The 18,130-nt window shown below is 60.9% G+C and carries 14 protein-coding genes and 1 tRNA gene; 8 read left to right on the forward strand and 7 right to left on the reverse strand.

Features of this window, described 5'->3' with window-relative positions:
- The first annotated feature begins 433 nt into the window (after positions 1-433).
- Positions 434-523: transfer RNA gene (locus FHR70_RS15195), tRNA-Ser, on the forward strand.
- A 71-nt stretch (positions 524-594) separates the two neighbouring features.
- Here FHR70_RS15195 and FHR70_RS15200 read toward each other — a convergent pair.
- Genes FHR70_RS15200 through FHR70_RS15210 form a run of 3 tightly spaced genes read right to left on the reverse strand, consistent with a single transcriptional unit; the run spans position 595 to position 3,522 of the window.
- Positions 595-1,689 (reverse strand): sensor histidine kinase, encoded by a 1,095-nt coding sequence (locus tag FHR70_RS15200; RefSeq protein WP_183451532.1) that lies wholly within the window; start codon positions 1,687-1,689, stop codon positions 595-597.
- Positions 1,686-3,182, reverse strand: coding sequence for an ATPase domain-containing protein (locus FHR70_RS15205; protein WP_183451534.1), 1,497 nt, complete (start codon positions 3,180-3,182; stop codon positions 1,686-1,688). Before FHR70_RS15205 ends, FHR70_RS15200 begins: the two co-directional genes overlap by 4 nt.
- A complete protein-coding gene (locus FHR70_RS15210) occupies positions 3,124-3,522 on the reverse strand; it encodes a HigA family addiction module antitoxin (RefSeq protein WP_183451536.1) in 399 nt (132 codons plus the stop codon). Before FHR70_RS15210 ends, FHR70_RS15205 begins: the two co-directional genes overlap by 59 nt.
- A 725-nt stretch (positions 3,523-4,247) precedes the next feature.
- Between FHR70_RS15210 and hydA the strand changes: the two genes are divergently transcribed.
- The 4 genes from hydA to FHR70_RS15230 all read left to right on the forward strand — a co-directional run bounded on the left by hydA (position 4,248) and on the right by FHR70_RS15230 (position 9,374).
- Complete coding sequence (gene hydA / locus FHR70_RS15215) at positions 4,248-5,705, forward strand: dihydropyrimidinase (RefSeq protein ID WP_183451538.1); 1,458 nt, start codon at positions 4,248-4,250, stop codon at positions 5,703-5,705.
- A gap of 73 nt (positions 5,706-5,778) precedes the next feature.
- Positions 5,779-7,227: an amidohydrolase family protein gene (locus FHR70_RS15220; RefSeq protein ID WP_183451540.1), complete on the forward strand. Its 1,449-nt coding sequence runs from the start codon at positions 5,779-5,781 to the stop codon at positions 7,225-7,227.
- Positions 7,228-7,234: 7 nt separating this feature from the next.
- Positions 7,235-7,906 carry an aspartate/glutamate racemase family protein gene (locus FHR70_RS15225; RefSeq protein WP_183451542.1) on the forward strand — a complete coding sequence of 224 codons (672 nt, stop codon included), beginning with the start codon at positions 7,235-7,237 and terminating at the stop codon, positions 7,904-7,906.
- 16 nt (positions 7,907-7,922) lie between these two features.
- Positions 7,923-9,374 (forward strand): amidohydrolase family protein, encoded by a 1,452-nt coding sequence (locus FHR70_RS15230; RefSeq protein ID WP_183451544.1) that lies wholly within the window; start codon positions 7,923-7,925, stop codon positions 9,372-9,374.
- A gap of 118 nt (positions 9,375-9,492) precedes the next feature.
- Here the strand turns inward: FHR70_RS15230 and FHR70_RS15235 are convergent, their stop codons facing one another.
- Positions 9,493-11,130 (reverse strand): amidohydrolase, encoded by a 1,638-nt coding sequence (locus FHR70_RS15235; protein ID WP_183451546.1) that lies wholly within the window; start codon positions 11,128-11,130, stop codon positions 9,493-9,495.
- Positions 11,131-11,321: 191 nt separating this feature from the next.
- Here FHR70_RS15235 and FHR70_RS15240 point away from each other — a divergent pair, with 191 nt between their 5' ends.
- The 3 genes from FHR70_RS15240 (at position 11,322) to FHR70_RS15250 (ending at position 14,714) form a co-directional block, all read left to right on the forward strand.
- Complete coding sequence (locus FHR70_RS15240) at positions 11,322-12,359, forward strand: amino acid ABC transporter substrate-binding protein (RefSeq protein WP_183451548.1); 1,038 nt, start codon at positions 11,322-11,324, stop codon at positions 12,357-12,359.
- Positions 12,360-12,425: 66 nt separating this feature from the next.
- The gene (locus FHR70_RS15245) at positions 12,426-13,598 is read left to right on the forward strand and encodes an amino acid ABC transporter permease (RefSeq protein WP_183451550.1); all 1,173 of its coding nucleotides are present in this window, start codon (positions 12,426-12,428) and stop codon (positions 13,596-13,598) included.
- A 3-nt stretch (positions 13,599-13,601) separates the two neighbouring features.
- Positions 13,602-14,714 (forward strand): amino acid ABC transporter permease, encoded by a 1,113-nt coding sequence (locus FHR70_RS15250; protein WP_183451552.1) that lies wholly within the window; start codon positions 13,602-13,604, stop codon positions 14,712-14,714.
- A gap of 62 nt (positions 14,715-14,776) precedes the next feature.
- Here the strand turns inward: FHR70_RS15250 and FHR70_RS15255 are convergent, their stop codons facing one another.
- From FHR70_RS15255 to FHR70_RS15265, 3 genes are all read right to left on the reverse strand, one after another.
- A complete protein-coding gene (locus FHR70_RS15255) occupies positions 14,777-16,072 on the reverse strand; it encodes an NAD(P)/FAD-dependent oxidoreductase (protein WP_183451554.1) in 1,296 nt (431 codons plus the stop codon).
- A gap of 68 nt (positions 16,073-16,140) precedes the next feature.
- Entirely contained in the window at positions 16,141-16,854 is a 714-nt protein-coding gene (gene fhuF, locus FHR70_RS15260; protein ID WP_183451556.1) for a siderophore-iron reductase FhuF, read from the reverse strand.
- Positions 16,851-18,125, reverse strand: a complete 1,275-nt coding sequence (locus FHR70_RS15265) for an MFS transporter (protein ID WP_183451559.1) — start codon at positions 18,123-18,125, stop codon at positions 16,851-16,853. The genes fhuF and FHR70_RS15265 overlap by 4 nt, the downstream gene beginning before the upstream one ends.
- Positions 18,126-18,130: the final 5 nt, after the last annotated feature.

Here is an 18,130-nt window from a genome sequence, read left to right on the forward strand (position 1 = left end):
CCTTAAAGGAAAGTTAAACGGCCGCGCTTGTCAATGGCAAAGCTAATGGATTTGATACTAAGTATCATAAGAGCGTGAAAACACAATCATTTCATCCGCTTGCAACTTCCTGGGAATCTGGATCCAAGGAGCGTTCTCTATGAGAACTCCGCGAATCTGAGATATGGTCCGGGGTCGGGTGAGGAAAATCCAGTGAAGTTTCAGTTGTTTAGTTCGACGACCTTCCTCCGGGGCCAGCTGGTCCTTATGGATCCGATTAGCCGTGCCAATCGCGCAATCTGCGGACGGCAGAATCGATCATGGTTAATGAATGAGTGCTGCGTCCGCCACCTTCTTTGAATCGGCCCTGCTGCAAGGGAGACGATCCGAGTTGACGACTTCGGGTTTGCAGCCTTAGAGATTGGCGCAGTTCCGAGCCTGCCTCGGGCGATCAGGAAGGGTGGCCGAGTGGTTTAAGGCAGCGGTCTTGAAAACCGCCGTGGGTGCAAGCCCACCGTGGGTTCGAATCCCACCCCTTCCGCCATTTCTTTCAGTTGAAGTCTCGTGCCACTTCGCGACGTCGCTGAAGATCGCTAGCCGAGATGGCGCTACGCCCTACGCGACTGGGGCATCGACCTCGCACACAACCCCTGTCGGCGCGAAAGCGATCTCCACCTGACCGTCGAGGTCTTGCGCCAGGCTGCGCTCGATGAGACGCGAGCCGAAGCCGCGGCGAGACGGCGCCTTCACGGACGGACCGCCGCTTTCCGTCCAGCGCAGGCGCAGCCGGGGCGGCGCTGCCCCGTTCTGCACCGTCCACGACACATCAACGATGCCGACCTTGTTGGACAAAGCCCCATACTTGACCGCGTTGGTGGCCAGTTCATGCAATGCCATGGCAAGGGCTAAAGACATGCGTGGCGTGAGCCGCACATGCGGCCCGGCAATGTGCAGCCGGTTTTCGTTCGAGGTCTGGTATGGCTCGAGCGCTCGCGTGACGACCTCGACCAGGTCGGCCCCCTCCCAGCTCTCGCGGGTGAGCACATCGTGCGCTCGTGACAGGGCAAGCAGCCGCATCTGAACCGCCTCTTTCGCATCCTCCGAGGCAGCATTCGTGCGCAGGGTTTGCGTCACGATGGACTGTACGGTGGCCAGAGTGTTCTTCACGCGGTGGTTCAGTTCGCCAATGAGCAACTGCTGGTGCTCGGCGGCGCGCTTGGCCTGGTCAAGCGCGGCCGTCAGACGCTTTTCCGCCGTGTGCATTTCGGTCAGGCGAGCCCGGGCCTCGTATTGCCGCTCCCGCCCGCGCAGGGCCGTGCGGGCCACGCTGACCAGGGTTCCGGCGTGGAAGGGGCGTTCCAGGAAGGTCACTTTGCCCAGGATCTCGGTCAGACGCGCCAAGGCAGGATTGCGCTCGACCCCGCCGCCCCGCTGGGTCAGCAGCACGAAGGCAAAGTCAGACCAGGGAGGCTGGTCCGCCAGCCAGCGGGACAGATCGCTCAAGTCGGCAGTGCGGAGAGCCTCGTCCGTGATGAGCGCAAAGCCAGCCCCTCTTTCAAGCTCCTGGACCAAAGCCAGCAGGTTCGGGCAGACCTCAGCGATGATCCCGACCGTGTGCAGAATGTCGGCAGCGACAGCGGCATCCCGCCCGTGCGGCGCCAGGATGACGGCTCGCATTGCGTGGGGATGGGACAAGGCATCAATGCTCATCGGTCTTCCAGCAGAGAGGCGCGATCCTCGGCGGCCATCACCGGCACACCGCGCAAGATTCCCTGGAAGCCCCTGAGCGGCTCGCCGACAGCAATCCCGCTGCTGTCGACCCGGATCTCGCGGATGGTGTTCTCATGCGAGCCGAACCGCTTCTTGACGACGGACAGGGCCCGCCGCACCTGCCCGAAGGCCTCGAAGTAGCGCAGCAGGATCACCGTATCGGCCAGATAGGTCACATCGACTGGAGCCTTCATGTCGCCGACAAGGCCATGCTGGGCGACGAGTAGGAACGTCGAGGCACCCTGCCGGTTCAGGTATTGCAGCAGCTCATGCATGTGCAGCACCAGAAACTGCTCCTCCGGCATGGCCGCCTGATAGCCGTTGAGGCTGTCGATCACGACGGTCTTGACGCCATGACTATCAACCCTGGTACGCACTTTGTGCGTAAACTCACCCGGCGAGAGTTCGGCAGCGTCGACCTGCTCGATGAACAGGTTTCCGGCCGCGCACAGCGTCTCCAGGTCAATGCCCATCAGCCGGGTGCGGTCGAGTAGCAGGCCGAGCTCCTCGTCGAAGACGAACAAGGCCGCCTTTTCACCCCGCTGAACGGCGGAAACCGCGAACTGAACCGCGAGAAGCGACTTGCCGGTGCCAGCCGGCCCCATCACCAGGGTGCTAGAGCCCTGCTCGATGCCCCCGCCCAGCAGAGCATCGAGTTCCCGGATCCCGCTGGCCAGCACGGTGCGGGCAAAGCCGGTCTTGTGCTCGCTGGAGATCAGGCGCGGGAACACCTGGACCCCACCCTCGGCAATGATGAAGTCGTGAAAGCCACCCCGGAAGCTCTGGCCGCGGTACTTGATCACCCGCAAGCGGCGGCGCTCAGCGCCATAGGTCGGGGTCATCTCCTCCAACCGGATCACTCCATGGGCGATGCTGTGCACGGTCTTATCGTTGGTGTCGGTGGTCAGGTCATCCAGCATCAGGACGGTGGCCCCCTGCTGGGCGAAGTAGTGCTTCATCGCCAGGATCTGGCGGCGATAGCGCAGGGAGCTTTGGGCCAGCAGGCGGATCTCGGACAGGCTGTCGAGGACGATCCGCACCGGCTTGGCCCGGTCGATGGCCTCGAATACCGCCTTGGTGGTCTCGCCGAGTTCCAAGTCGGAGGAGTAGAGCAGGCTCTGCTGGTGTTCCTCGTCGAGCAGGCTCTCGGGCGGCACGAGCTCGAACACATGGATGGCATCGTCCAAGGACCAGCCGTGGGAGGCTGCCCCCTCGCGCAGCTCGCGCTCGGTCTCCGACATGGTGATGTAGAGGCCTGTCTCGCCCGCCTTGGCGCCTTCCAGCAGGAACTGGAGCGCGATGGTGGTCTTGCCGGTGCCGGGGCTGCCCTCCAGGAGGTAGACATGGCCGGGAGCAAGCCCCCCGACGAGAATGTCATCGAGCCCTTCTACCCCGGTCTGCGCTTTGGGGAGGGGCTTGGATTGTGAGGTCATGCAACAGTCCAATCTCGGCCTGAACGGCCGGAGGCAGAATGTGGGGCGGGATCAGCGTCAACACCCCGGCCAGCGCCTGCTCGGCGTGCCAGAGATCATAGCGCTGCTGGAGATCGAGCCAGAACTGCGGGGTAGTTCCCGACAGGCGGGCCAGGCGGGCGGCCATCTCGGGGCTGACCGCCGCCGTGCCGGCGAGAACGCGGTGGAGGGTCTGCCGAGCGATGCGAAGATCGCGGGCGGCCTGGCTCACGGAAAGGCCGAGGCCAGGCAGCACCTGATCGCGCAGCATCGCACCGGGATGGAGCGGGGCCTGAGGGCAGGCATCGTGCGTGGAAGCCATGATCCTGCTTTCGGTAAATCTGACTGTAGCGTTATGGATGACAGTGTCCGGAAAACAAGAGGTGGCCGTGCTCGGCTGGGCAGTTTCCTGGGAATGCAGGTGCCGCAGGCCTCTAAGGGCAGGTTCGAATGGCTGGACCTGAAGTGGGCATGCCAGGCTGATCGGCGGCATGCCGCCAAGGGGGCGCTGTAAAATGCCAGCTCCGGGTCAAAATTTCACGTTCCGACGGCTTCACGAGCGTTGGTACTTGAGTGCCCCAAGCGCTTACGTCTCAGGTGCGCTGCCATCGTACAAAGCTGCAGAGAGCTGTGGCTCAGGGCGGCCCGCTTAGACACACATTAAGGTTTAAGGTCAAACGCGAGTGGATCAGAACGCTTCTCGCAGGTGAAGTTCTCGACGCAGTTATGAACTCCGGAGCCATTGTACTTCGCTATGACGGATAGAGGCAGGCCGGCATGCTCCGCAGTCGCTGAGCGTGTTCGTTTCGATGTTATAGGCCGTCGCTGTACCGGGCGAAGACTGATCTTTCTCGACCCAGCTTTCCACGAGGGTAAGCGTTTCCAGCTGAGGAAGCTGCTCCCCAGAATCGGGACCTGAACGGGCTGAACTCTGCGTTCGTCGCTACGATCAACTTCTCCTTGCTGAGCTTTGTGCCATCTGCATACATTGCACAATGCCCTGACGCTGAATCAGCTCAGTCTCCTGAGAGGTAGGAAAGCCAACCGGTGGAATACGATATCGTCATCAAAGGTGGGAATGTCGTAACCACTGAAAGCGTCTCGCCCATGGATGTGGCGATTCAGGATGGTGTGATTGCCGCGCTGGGTCTGAACCTTTCAGCCCGCCGCACCATCGATGCCACGGGAAGATTCGTAATTCCAGGCGGTGTGGACGCTCATTGTCATATTCAGCAGCTCTCCGGCGGCGGGTTGATGAATGCCGATACATTCGAGACAGCCACCCGTTCGGCTGCATTTGGGGGGACGACAACCGTCATCTCTTTTGCAGCGCAGCATCGCGGAGACAGCCTTCGTCAGGTCGTGGAGAACTACTCGCATCTTGCTGCGACCGGCGCGGTGACGGACTACGCCTTTCATCTTTGGATATCCGATCCGACGCCGGAAACGCTGGAGCGTGACCTGCCCGAACTGATCGAGCGCGGGCACCGGTCTATCAAGATCTTCATGACCTATGATCGGGTCCGCCTTCTCGACGAGCAGGTTCTGGACGTGATGATGGTGGCCCGCAGATATGGTGCCCTGGTCTGTGCCCATGCCGAAAACCACGGGATGATCAAATGGATGGCCGACAGGCTCGTGTCCCGGGGCTACGTCGAACCGAAATTCCACGGCGTCAGTCACCCAAGGGTGTGCGAGATCGAAGCCTTTGAGCGCCTCATCCGCTTTTCTCAGCTTCTCGACCAGCCGATCATGCTGTTCCATGTGTCGACTGCTGAAGGGGCGGCCGCCATTCGCCGGGCTCGGGGCGAGGGCATCAAGGTCTTTGCCGAAGCCTGCCCTCAATATCTGTTCCTGACGGCGCAGGATCTGGACCGGCCCGGTCTTGAGGGCGCCAAGTGGATGTGCAGTCCGCCTCCACGCTCGGTGGCGGACCAGGAGGCATTGTGGCGAGCGCTCGAACTCGGCGACCTTCAGGTCATCTCCTCCGATCACGCGCCTTATCGGTACGATGAACGCGGCAAGCTCTCGGCAGGTCCCAATCCGGATTTCAAGCAGATCGCCAACGGCCTGCCAGGGCTTGAGACCCGGCTGCCGCTTATGTTCGACGCCATGGTGAGCCAAGGCCGGTCGAGCCTGGAGAAGTTTGTCGAACTGACTGCAACGGCCCCGGCGAAGATCTACGGGCTTCATCCGCGCAAAGGTGCGATCGCGGTCGGCGCGGATGCAGATATTGCAATCTGGGACCCTGACCGTGAGGTCACCCTCACTGAGGATGGGCTGCACGACAATGTCGGCTACAATCCGTACGCAGGACGGAAGATCCGGGGATGGCCCGAACTTGTTCTTCGCCGGGGGGAAGTGATCGTTGCCGATGGAGAGCTTCAAGCCCGGCCCGGGTCAGGCCAGCTGCAACTGCGGGGCTGCTCCGCCTCCATGCGGCCGACCGGGAGGCTGAGCCCGGAATTCGACCCGAGCGTCAACTTCGGCGCTCAATTGCTGTGAGCTCCAACTCCCAGATCCCACCGGCCGCATGGCCTCCCGATCCTCACCATATTTTTCAGCGGTGCGGCACATCATGACTGACAGAGTAACGGTTGTTCGAAAAGCCGCATGGGTGGTTGCCTGGGACGAGGCCTCTGCCCGGCACGTCTATCGACAGGACGTCGATGTCGCCTTCTCGGGAACCGGCATTCTCTCCATAGGCTCGACCTATGCGGGTCAGGCAGATGAGGAGATCGACGGCAGCGCGCTCATGGTCATGCCTGGTCTGGTGAACATCCACTGTCACTCAGGGGATGAGCCAATCGCCAAGGGTCTGTTCGAGGATGTCGGCACCGCGACTCTCTGGGGTAATGCCCTTTACGAGTATTCAGCTCTCATCGACGCCGATGATGATGCCAAAGCCGCCTGCCAGACAGTGATGCTGGGCGATCTGATGCGCAGTGGTGTCACAACGCATCTCGACATCGCATCGCCCCATTCCAAATGGCTCTCGTTGGCTGCGGAGAGCGGAATGCGGGCCTATCTCGCTCCCGGCTTCCGCGAAGCACAATGGCGGATGGCGGGCAGTCACCGCCTCGACTTCGAATGGAACGAGGCGCGAGGGCGAGAGCGGTATGCTGAAGCCCTTGCCTTCGTGGACCAAGCACGTGCGCATTCAAGCGGCCGAATCGACGGCGTGATTGCGCCCTCCCAGATCGAAACGTGTTCGGAGGAGCTGATCCAGGAGGCTGTCGCTCAGGCACGCAGCCGCAGGATGCGGATCACCATTCACGCGGCGCAAACCATGGCTGAACACGAGGAGCTTCTTCGGCGGACGGGGGAAACGGCCCCCGCCATGCTGGAGCGCCTCGGCGTCCTCGGTCCGGATCTGATCCTAGGGCATTGCATCTTCCTCGACCACCATTCCTGGACACGTCAGCGCAGCCGGGATGATCTCGTCCGTCTTGCCCGAAGCGGCACGTCGGTCGCTCACTGCCCCGTCACCTTCGCGCGCAGCGGAATGACGCTTGAAAGCCTCGGCGCCTATCAGCGAGCGGGCGTGAATGTCGGTATTGGTACCGACAGCTATCCCTTCAACATGCTCGAAGAGCTGCGCGAGGCTCTGATCTGCTCACGGGTCGCCGGACGCAGCGTCTTCGACCTCGACACGGGAGGCCTGTTTTCAGCAGCAACGGTTGGCGGCGCAACGGCTCTCGGTCGCAGCGACATCGGGCGGCTGGCACCGGGTGCCAAAGCGGACCTATCCCTCGTGGATCTGAGCCACCCGGCCATGCAGCCGGTTCATGATCCGCTACGCAATCTGATCCATTGCGCGGCGGAGCGCGCTATTCGCGATGTCTACGTGGACGGCCGGTCTGTCGTGAAGGGCCACCGTATCGTCAATCTGGATTACGAGGGAGCGGTTCGCGAGTTGCAGGATGCCCAGAAGCATGCCTGTCGGCGGGCTGAAAAGGGCGATCCGCAGGGGCGCCCTCTCTCCGTCTTGGCACCCTACTCGCTCCCTTTAGCGGCTCAGGAGTGAGACGACCATGGGACCCGCGGTTTATGTGATCAACCCGAACTCCTCACAGGTCGTTACGGCGGCCATCGACAAGGCGGTCGTCCCCCTGAGAAGTGCTGATGGGCCGGACATCGTCTGCATGTCCCTGGATGAGGGACCGCCCGGGATTCAATCCCAACGGGATGTAGACGGGGTGATCATGCCGATGCTGCGCAAGGCATCCGAGTTGGAAGACCGCGCAGGGGCGTTCGTCATTGCATGCTTCTCCGATCCAGGACTTCACGCCCTGCGGGAACAGAGCCGCCGTCGTGTGTTTGGGATTGCCGAGTGTGGTGTGCTGACGGCGCTCACTCTCGGACAGCGATTTGGGGTAATCGCCATCCTGCCGACCTCTGTTCCAAGACATCTCCGTTACTTCGGCGCGATGGGCGTCATGGAGCGCTTTGCGGCCGATCTGCCGATCGGGCTCGGGGTTGCGGAGCTCTCCGATGAGACACGAACGTTCACTCGCATGGTTGAGGTCGGGCATACGCTGAAAGCAGCCCATGGAGCCGATGTCCTTGTCATGGGATGTGCCGGCATGGCTCGCTATCGCGCTGCCCTGGAAGAAGCCGTTGGGATCCCGGTCGTCGAGCCGACCCAGGCGGCCGTTGCCATGGCAGTCGGCCATGTTCGCCTCTCTGCACCCGCCACTTATTAAGTTTTCGGAGCCCGAAATGACCTCTGATGCCGCCAAGACGACTCTGTTTCGGAACTGCGACTGGATTGTCGCCTGGGACGAGACGGCCCGGTCCCATGTCTATCTCCGCAACTCGGATTTCGTGATCCGGGGCGCTGACATCGTCCATGTCGGGGGCGGCTATACCGGCCAGGCGGATGTGGAGGTTGATGCCAGCCGGATGATGATCATCCCGGGCTTCGTGGATATCCACAGCCATCCCGGCCATGAGCCCGGCTGGAAGGGCATGCTGGAGGAATTGGGCAGCCCGCGTCTTGGCCAAAGCTCGCTCTACGAGTTCATGCCGGTCTTCCAGATCGGCCCGGAATACACCCGTCCGGCCTTGCGTGTCGCCGCATCGGAGCTCTTGAAGAGCGGTGTCACCACCATCTGCGATCTCGGCAGGCCGCGCGAGACCTGGGCCGACGAATATGCAGAAACCGGCATCCGCGCCGTCCTGTGGGGAATGTTCCGGTCCGGCCCCTGGAAAACCACCAATGGCCATTCGGTGGAATACAACCTCGATCCGGCGACCGGCGACCGTTTGCTGCGTGAGGCCATCGAGATCGCCGATGTTGCCTCGAAGCATCCCAGTGGGCGCATCACCGGCTATATCGGTCCTGCCCAGATCGATACCTGTACGGAGGGCCAGATCCGCGATGCGCTGGACGCGGCCCGCGAGCGGAACCAGCCGATCCAGATCCACGCAGCCCAGAGCATCGTGGAGTTCCAGGAGATCATGCGCCGTTACGGTTGCACGCCCATCGAATGGCTGGATAAGATCGGAGCCCTTGGGCCTGACACGATCATCGGCCACTGCATCTTCCTGAACGACCACCCCTGGCTGCATTGGCCGCATGCCAACGATTTCGAGCGCCTGCGCGACAGCGGGGCTCAGGTCGCCCACTGCCCGGTTGTCTTCGCCCGGCGTGGCATCGCCTTGAACACCCTGAGCCGCTATGTGAATGCGGGCATCCGTGTCGGCATAGGCACGGACAGCTTCCCCCATAACATGCTCGATGAACTCCGCATGGCCTGCTATGCGGGCCGCATCATCGCCGGGAGTTTCACGGCATCGACCACAAGGGATGCGTTCATGGCAGCGACGGCCGTCGGCGCCGACATGATCCGCCGGCCGGATCTGGGGCGTCTTGCTCCGGGCTGCAAAGCGGATTTCTCGGTCGTTGACATGAGCGACCCCTATATGCAGCCCGACTACGAGCCCATTCGCAGCCTCGTCTACTCGGCCAACGACAGGGCCATCAAGGACGTCTATGTCGACGGCCGCCAAGTTGTCCGTGACGGGGAGGTGCTGGACTTCGACATCAGCGATGACATCGAGATGCTGCGTCGCGGTCAGGCCGAAGCGATTGCCGCAGCGCCTCAGCGGGACTGGGCAGGCCGCACTCTTGAGCAACTGAGCCCGCGCGTATTCCCTATCCGCAGCTGACGGGCGGGTGAGACCGGCCCCACCTTCCCTGCCGTTTATCCATGAGATGTGAAGGACCCGAGGCCAACCCTTGGGTCCTGCCTATTGTCGGGCGCTCCTGTCCTCAGCGTAACCAGGATCAGCGGCCCGTCTCCCCGTGGCGGTCGAAGACGACATCACCGCCACGGATCGTGAGATCGCAGCGGGTGTCATGGAGGATTTCCTCGGGAGAGGCTGTCAGGAGATCACGGGAGAAGACCGCAACGTCCGCTGCCATGCCTGGAACAAGGCGGCCCCATTCGTGCTCGGCCTTGTTCACGTAAGCCCCGAATTCCGTGAAGGCCGTGATGGCCTCCTCGATGGACACCACCTCCCGCTCATCCATGACGGTGCCATGGGAGGTCTTGCGGGTGAGCATCGAGAAGAAGTTCGGGAAGGGATTGATGTCGCAGACAGGGGCATCGCTGCCGGCTGCTGGCTTGAAACCGAGATCGATCCAGGTTTTGAGTGGATAGGAGGGCTTTGCCCGCTTTTCGCCCACAACGGAAACGTACAGGTCACCGAAATCGTATATGAACACGGGCTGCGGCACCGGCTGAACGCCGAGACGCCTCATACGGGTGTTCTGGTCGGGTCTTGCATAGCCGGCGTGTTCGATTCGGTGGCGGCGGTCAGGATCCGGCATCGCCTCGAGAGCGCGCTCAAAGGCATTCAGTGTCTGCTCGATGGCCGCATCGCCGATGGCGTGCACTGCCAGTTGATAGCCTTTCGCATGGTAATCATGCACAAGTTCGTTCATCTCGTTGTCGTGCAGGAGCATCAAACCGGTGGTCTTCGGTTCCCCGACATAGGGCTCGCTCATGGCTGCCGTCCGGCCGCCGGCGCTGCCGTCGGTGAAAATCTTCACGGGGCCGACGCGAAGCATGGAGTCACCCACGCCCGTCACCACCCCGTCCGCATAGGCCTGTTCCACGATGCCTCCCGGTCCCCCGAGCAGGCACTGGGTCGTCCGCACAGGTAAGCGGTCGAGACGTTGGGCAGTGCGGTAGGCCGCCACCTCGCGGTAGCCGGCCCTCATGCCGACGCCTGCATCCATCACGCTGGTGATCCCATAGGACAGGCATGCTCGGCCGGCATCATCGATGGCCTGAACCAGTTCCTGATCCGTCGGCTCCGGCAGAACCGCCTTCAATCGATCGCGCCCGGTCTCGGCCAGCAGGCCTGTCAGCCGCCCGTCCCGCTGCTCGATGGAGCCTCCCTGTGGAATGGGCGTCGTCTCATTGATGCCTGCCAGCTCCAGGGCCTTGGAATTGCAGATCGTTACATGCCCGCAGGCTCTCACGATGGCGACCGGATGATCGGGGGCAGCCGCGTCCAGTTCTTCCCGAAGAGGGTGGCGACGGACATCAAGCTCGAACTGGTCATATCCGCGTCCCTGGATCCATTGGCCCGGAGGCGTGACCACTGCGCGTTGCCGAACTCTTTCGAGCAATGCCGCAAGTGTTGGCGCAGAAGCAGGTCGCACGTCCACATGGCCCATAATCACGCCATATGGGAGAAGATGCATGTGCGAGTCGCACAGCCCCGGGGTAGCAAGCCGTCCGGCGAGATCGATCACACGGGTCTTCGGACCGATGAGAGGTTCCATGTCCCCTGCCGACCCGGCGGCTAAGACCTGCCCGGCCCACAAAGCTACGGCCTCCGTCACCTGTTCGCTGAAGCCTCGAAAGACGCGCCCGTTCGTGAGGACGATGTCGGCTGTGGGGAGGATGGGCATAAGCGTCTCTCACAAAGAGCGGAGTTGCGGCAACGGATGCGTTGAGGAGAGGCAGGTTTGCATACCTTTTAGTTAGTCATCAAGTTCTCAGACGCTTATCCGTGGGAAAATCCGCCCTTGAAACTCCAGTTGTTTCAGGTCTAGCTTTACCGGGTAGCGGCCACATAAGGCGCACGGAAAGAGGGAATACAATGACACAATCCAGATCTTTGACCCGCTGGCTTGCGATGGGCCTTATCGCCGGTGTTGCCGCCGTGTCGGCCGCACCGGCCTCTGCCCAGGCAACACTCGATACCGTCAAGAAACGCGGCAAGATTCTCTGCGGCGTCTCACCTGTCGCTCCCGGATTCTCCTATGCCGACGACAAGGGTGTCCGACGTGGCTTCGACGTCGATATCTGCCGTGCCGTTTCGGCGGCGATCTTCGCCGATCCTGATAAGGTCGAGTTTGTTCCGCTCAATACTAATGTTCGCTTCCAAGCCGTTCAGTCCGGCGAAGTCGATATCCTGTCTCGCCAGAACACATGGAGCTTCTCGCGCGATGCGTCCCTCGGCCTCGATTTCGGACCTGTGGTGTTCTACGACGGGCAAGGTCTCATGGCTCCCGCTAAGCTCAACGTGAAGAGCGCAAGCGAACTTGCAGATGCAGCGATCTGCCTGCTGCCGGGCACGACGACGCTCCAGAATTTGGAAGATTTTTTCCGGCCTAAGAACATCAAGTACGAGTCTGTGGTGTTCGAGAATTCCGACGAGTGGCGCAATGCGTTCTTCAACGGACGCTGCGATGCCATCACGACTGATCGCTCGGATCTCGCCTCCGTGCGTGCCATCGCCAATGATCCTGCACAGTATGTGGTGCTCCCGGAAACGATCTCGAAGGAGCCGCTAGCGCCCACGATCCGCCAGAACGATCCCAATTGGCGCGATATCCTGAACTGGTCCGTCTATCTCCTCATCGGCGCCGAGGAGAAGGGTATCACCCAGGCGAACGTGGATGAGTATCTTAAGAGCGAGGATCCTGAGGTTCAGCGCATGCTGGGCGTGAATGGCGACTTCGGCAAGATGCTCGGCCTCGACAACAAGTGGGGCTACAACATCATCAAGTCCGTCGGAAACTACGCTGAGGTCTTCGATCGCAATCTCGGACCCAAGACCCGTCTGGGCCTGTCGAGAGGCCCCAACGAGCTCTGGACCAAGGGCGGCCTGCTCTACGCACCACCTTTCCGGTAGTCTGAGATCAGCGGGCGGCCGCAAGGCCGCCCGTTCCATCCTCGGCATTCTCCGGAAAGGATCATCATGCGCATCGATGCGTTGAGTGGAACGAGCCTCCTCTACAACCTTCGCTTCCGGGCGATCCTTTACCAAGTGCTCGCCGTCGGGAGCATTGTCCTTCTAGGGTGGTATCTTTTCACGAACGTCTCCCAGAAGCTGGCAGAGCAGAACATCGCGACGGGTTTCGGATACTTGAGCCGCGAGGCCGGATTCGTCATCAGCCAGAGCCTGATCGACTATAAGCCGACTTATACCTACGGCCGGGCCATCCTGGCCGGTATCGCCAACACTGTCTGGGTTTCGGCCTGGGGTGTCGTGCTTGCGACCGTTCTCGGTCTTGTCGTCGGCATCGCGCGCCTGTCGCGCAATCCCTTGCTCGCTCTTCTCGCCTTCCTCTACGTGGAGGCACTGCGGAACGTCCCTCTCCTGCTCTATCTCTTCCTATGGTATGCTCTGATCGTCACCGGCCTGCCGGCCGTCAGGGAAGCGTGGGAAGTGCTACCCCATGTGTTCCTGAGCAACAGTGGATTGACGGTTCCATCCCTTGTCTGGACCAGTGATTATACGATCATCATCGGCGCGCTGGTTCTCGGAGCAGTTCTGGCATTTGCCATTCGCCGCCGCATGACAGCTGAGCGCATCACAACCGGCAAGGAGCGGACCTCCTGGCCCTTGATCGGCCTTGCTCTCCTGATCCCGCCAGCCCTCGCGATTTTGATTCTCCAGCCAGATTTCACAGTCAGTCTTCCCGAAAAGGGACGTTTCCGCCTGACCGGCGGCTCACAACTCACTCCGGAATTCACAGCTCTGCTCGTCGGCCTCGCCCTCTCCGCCTCTGCCGGCATTGCCGAGATCGTGCGAAGCGGCATTCTGTCGGTTCGCAAGGGCCAGTGGGAAGCATCGCGGGCCCTGGGTCTGAGAGACGGGCAGGCCATGCGGCTCGTCGTTCTTCCCCAAGCATTGCGGGTCATCATCCCTCCGCTCACAAGCAGCTATTTGAGCCTCTTCAAGAACTCGTCGCTCGCGATCGCAATTGGATACCCGGATCTCGTAATGGTTTCAAACACCACCATGAACCAGACGGGGCAGGCGATCGAAGGCATCGCAATCTTCATGCTTGTCTATCTTGGGCTGTCGATTGCGATCTCGCTGTTCATGAACTGGTACAACAGTCGCGTTGCTCTGAAGGAGCGCTAGGACATGACGACAGCAACCGACATAGCCGAAGCCCAACTGAAGATGCCGGTCCGGCGCGACCCGGATGTGGGTCGCCGCCTGCTTCATCGCACCCTCAAGCCCCTCATCGGGACTCCGCTCAACGCGGTGATCACCCTGGTCTGCTTGTGGATCATGTGGCTTGGAGTCAAGGGTGCCTATGGCTGGCTCGTGACCCGTGCGGTCACCGAGGGAGGCGCGCAGGCCTGTAAGGTGGGGCAAGGTGCGTGCTGGCCCTATTACGAAGCCAAACTTCGCTTCATGGTCTTTGGGGTCTATCCTTACGATGAGCATTGGCGCGTTGCACTCGCCATGGTCCTGTTCCTGGGCGCGATCGCCGTTACGATGATCCCGCGCTTTTGGAATCGAAAACTCCTCATGCTCTGGGCCATCACGATTGTGGCCACGGGAGTGCTGATCGGGGGCGGTGTCCTCGGCCTCTCTTATGTGCCTACGACGCAATGGAGCGGCCTGCCGCTTTCGTTCCTTCTCTCGGCCGTCGGGCTGGCACTCGGCTTTCCCCTGGGGGTCGTGCTGGCATTGGCCCGCTCTTCGAAGCTTCCTGCCATCCGGGTGATCGCCATCGTCTTCATCGAGGTGATCCGAGGCGTGCCGCTCATCAGCATCCTGTTCATGGCCTCGGTCATGCTGCCGCTCTTCATGCCTAGCGGGATCACGGTCGACAAGCTGCTGCGCGCGCAAATCGCAATCATCATCTTCGCAGCCGCCTATATCGCAGAAGCTGTCCGCGGAGGACTGCAGGCGATCCCGCGAGGACAGCACGAAGCGGCCAGTGCCATGGGGTTGCATTACTGGCAGTCCATGCGCCTCGTTGTTCTGCCTCAGGCGCTGAAGATCGCAATCCCGCCGCTGGTGAACATTTCCATCGGCTTCTTCCAGGATACGACCCTGGTTACGATCATCGGACTTCTCGATTTCCTCTCCACCGTGCGTACGGCGATGACGGATCCGAACTGGGTAGGCATCGCCGTGCTGGAAGGCTACGTCTTCGCAGCTGTCGTGTTCCTGGTCTTCTCCTATGGAATGGGCTCCTACAGCCGATTCCTGGAGCGTCGTATGCGCCTCGGGCACGATTGAACCATTCAAGGGACCTCTGATCGAGGTGCCCAGAATGCAGAGCTTGCGGGCGACACTCTGCGTCAGGAAGCGCGTGCCGCGCGATGCTCCTTGGCAAAATCCATGGCTTGGTAGGTCCAGTAAGTGAGCTGTGCTGCGGCAATGCCAAATGGACCACCACTCCATGTGAGACCAAAAGGTTCGTAGAGACGGTAACGGTCACTCGATCCGAGGATTCCCTCTGCGATCACGCGCCCTCCGATAGCCGTCGTGTTCATGCCACGCCCGCCGAAACCGAACACATACCAAACCCCCGGTTGGAGCTGTCCGATAAGAGGCATCAAATGGCGTGCATAAGCCATGAGGCCCGACCATGCCGTTTCCACACGCACATCTTTGAGCTGCGGATAGGTGGCGACCATCGTCCTTTGCATCATCTCCGCAAGACGGCGCGGTTCCGTTGTCCGTGTTGTGATACGCCCGCCCCAGAGCAGGCGCCTTCCTTCGTCGACAAGGCGGTAATAGTCCCCCGCACGACGATTGTCGCTGATCGCCATAGGCGTGCGTACCGCCTCCGCGATCCTCTCAGGTGCCGCCTCCGTCAAGAGCACATAGGTCGCGATCGGCAAGATGCTGCGGCGCAGGCGAGGCAACAAGCCATCTGTGTACCCTCCCCCTGCCAAGATCACGTCTTGCGCCCTGACCTCACCTTGGGCAGTTCTGACGATCTTCCCTGGCCGATCCAGATCGCATCCTAGGACGCGGGACTTCTCGAATATCTGCCCACCTTGGGCTTCGATAGCCTGTGCGAGTGAGCGTGCGTAGTTGAGGGGGTGGAAGTGAAAGCTCGCAGGGTCATAAACCGCCTGATAATACTTCGTAGATTGGAGAACAGTTCGCACGGCATCGGTCTGCATCACTTCGAGGCGATAGCCGAACTCCCTCTGCATTGTCTCGCACTGCCGCCTGAGGCCATCCGGATCGTCATATCGAAGCACACTTATCTTGCCGTAGACCCGCGGATTGTCGGTCATGGCAAGACTGTTGATGTTCTCCTCGACGATACGGGCACCTTCCATCGAAAGACGGTATAAGGACTGAGCCCTTTCGGCACCCACCATGCGAGTGATGTTAGCAAGGCTCGTTGCATAGCCGGGACCGACGAACCCGCCATTGCGACCGGACGCTCCCCAGCCGACCCGCTCAGCCTCCAGCACTACAACAGAGCGACCGGATCGCGACAACTCGAGAGCAGCTGTGAGCCCTGCGAGCCCTCCCCCCACAACGACCACATCAGCATTCACCGTTCCATTGAGGGATGAGCGCTGTGACGTATCCGTCAGGGTTCGAGCGTAGTAGGTATCCCCGTACCCGGTCATGAAAGGCCCCTGATTGTTCTGATCTCCTATTTATAATCCTAGCCTAATCTTGATGAACTTAGAATGGCTTAATCCGGCGGCGAAGGGCATATGCTCCCGCAACATGCAACTCCTGGCAGAAGGTAGCGAAGGCAGCAGAGTTTTCGTTGCCGGACTGTGTCATTATCCTGCGGCAGGTACCGCACCAGACCGTACATGGGATTGGCCTGACCATTTCTATCCAGGCGATTGGACAACAGTGAACGCCCCTCCTGCAGGGCGTCAGAGCGGGTAATGCCAATCGCCTCCGCCTGGTCGAGGGCCCACTCGAAGATGTCGGCTGCATTGTTCCATAAAAGGCGGGGCGACACTCTGAACAGCCCGGCGAAGTTCCGGATCAGAGGTTCAACATGGCTCTGAAAGAGACTTGAGAAGCAGCCATCGGAGTCAAGGATTTCTGAGGGTTCCGCATTGGGGAGAACGATGGCTGCGGTCTTCCCTTTTTCGTCTACGGCAAGGCTGATCCGGTCCAGTTCCACTTGTAGACCGCGACCCAGCAATAGCATAGCTGCGGTCGTTGGGATGATGAGAGCCCCAAAATGCCATTGTGTCCACATGGACACGATTGCCCGACGGTCACCTCCCACGTGAACCTCCGCAAATCGAGCGAGAAGGTTTTCTGAGATGCTTTGGTCGAGCAGGTCGCGGCCAGAGATGACGGAGCTATGCTCTCCCGGAAGAGCCAAGGCATCCTTGTAGTGAACGAAAATTCCGGTGAAGCATGGTGCAAGCGAAGGAATCATAGCTGTCGCGCCACTGCCCCTGAAGAGTGGCTGATCCCATTTTCCTCAGAGAGAGAAGGAGGTCGCTGGCCTAGCAAGACAACGACGGGAAGAGTCAATGCCGTAAAGGCTGCTGCGGCTCCGAAACAGGCACCATAGCCGAAATGCTGTGCGATCCATCCCGATCCGACGCCGCCTATCATGCTGACGAGAGCGTCCGTACATTGAAAGAGCGTAAAGTCGACGCCCCCTTGGCGTGGATCGGAGAGCTCCATAAACCTAGCGTAGAGCCCAACGAAGCCAATTGCCATGATCCCGGATGAACTTGCCAGGGCCAGTGGGATCAGGAGCGATTGCGTCGTATTGCCCGTCCATGCCGCCAATCCGAGACCTGACAAAGCAACTGTCTGCAAGATGAGCGCCAGGATCATGATCCCCCGTGAGCCCCACGCTCTGACACAGGCACCTCCCGCAATCGCGCAACCGAAACCGACGATCATGCCGCCTGCTCCATTGATCGTTCCAAGCGACCCCAGATCGACACCTGCATCGATAAGAAAGGGTCCGAGCATGAAGAGCCCCCATTTCTGCGATGCAGCATAAAAGGCGGCAAGAACGAGGCCCTTGCGCATCTCGACACGCCTGAGGGCGTTCGTAACTGATGGTCGTTGCAGACGCGCAGCTTCTGGCTTCGAAGAAGGTGACAGCAGGAATGGCAAGCCGAGCAAGCTGAGGAGCACAGCCATGGAGATCATCGCCCAGGCCCACTCCACCTGTGCAACGAGCAGGAGGAACAATCCCGATCCGATTGCCGCACCAAGATAGGCTCCTCCAACTTGCGCGGAGTTAGCCCAACCGTGGTGCCGCTGATGGAGGCTCTCGACGGCATGACCGTCACAGGCGATGTCGACGGTCGAAGCCGCGAAGGCAATCACCATGAAGGTTGCCATGATCGGCCAGATATTCGTCGGGCTGATCAGGCCGGCCAGGACGAGACCGGATGCGGAGATCAGCCCGCCAATCAGCACAATCGACCGCGAACGGCTTGGGCCGTTTTCCGGCAGGCGAAAGCGCTCAAGCGCGGGTGCCCACGAAAACTTCAGAACCCAGGGCAGGACCGCAAGATAGGTCATGCCGATGTCGTCGAGAGATACTCCTTGCTCACGAAGAACACTCGGGAGCGCGGTGAACGTCACTCCGCTGATGATGCTCTGCCCGACATACAGCCCACCGACAGCCAAGACGATTGCTGCGGGTGATGCGAGACCTCGCCCTCTGGCGTTCTGAGACATGACTC

It is taken from the genome of Microvirga lupini, assembly GCF_014191055.1.
Classification (GTDB): Bacteria; Pseudomonadota; Alphaproteobacteria; order Rhizobiales; family Beijerinckiaceae; genus Microvirga; species Microvirga lupini_A.

Excerpts from the sequence above, each read along its gene's own strand:
- FHR70_RS15200 (WP_183451532.1), bottom strand. The coding sequence starts at position 1,689 with ATGAGCATTGATGCCTTGTCCCATCCCCACGCAATGCGAGCCGTCATC.
- FHR70_RS15230 (WP_183451544.1), top strand. The coding sequence starts at position 7,923 with ATGACCTCTGATGCCGCCAAGACGACTCTGTTTCGGAACTGCGACTGG.
- FHR70_RS15210 (WP_183451536.1), bottom strand. The coding sequence starts at position 3,522 with ATGGCTTCCACGCACGATGCCTGCCCTCAGGCCCCGCTCCATCCCGGT.
- FHR70_RS15220 (WP_183451540.1), top strand. The coding sequence starts at position 5,779 with ATGACTGACAGAGTAACGGTTGTTCGAAAAGCCGCATGGGTGGTTGCC.
- FHR70_RS15265 (WP_183451559.1), bottom strand. The coding sequence starts at position 18,125 with ATGTCTCAGAACGCCAGAGGGCGAGGTCTCGCATCACCCGCAGCAATC.
- FHR70_RS15235 (WP_183451546.1), bottom strand. The coding sequence starts at position 11,130 with ATGCCCATCCTCCCCACAGCCGACATCGTCCTCACGAACGGGCGCGTC.
- fhuF (WP_183451556.1), bottom strand. The coding sequence starts at position 16,854 with ATGATTCCTTCGCTTGCACCATGCTTCACCGGAATTTTCGTTCACTAC.
- FHR70_RS15205 (WP_183451534.1), bottom strand. The coding sequence starts at position 3,182 with ATGACCTCACAATCCAAGCCCCTCCCCAAAGCGCAGACCGGGGTAGAA.
- FHR70_RS15250 (WP_183451552.1), top strand. The coding sequence starts at position 13,602 with ATGACGACAGCAACCGACATAGCCGAAGCCCAACTGAAGATGCCGGTC.
- FHR70_RS15245 (WP_183451550.1), top strand. The coding sequence starts at position 12,426 with ATGCGCATCGATGCGTTGAGTGGAACGAGCCTCCTCTACAACCTTCGC.
- FHR70_RS15225 (WP_183451542.1), top strand. The coding sequence starts at position 7,235 with ATGGGACCCGCGGTTTATGTGATCAACCCGAACTCCTCACAGGTCGTT.
- FHR70_RS15255 (WP_183451554.1), bottom strand. The coding sequence starts at position 16,072 with ATGACCGGGTACGGGGATACCTACTACGCTCGAACCCTGACGGATACG.
- FHR70_RS15240 (WP_183451548.1), top strand. The coding sequence starts at position 11,322 with ATGACACAATCCAGATCTTTGACCCGCTGGCTTGCGATGGGCCTTATC.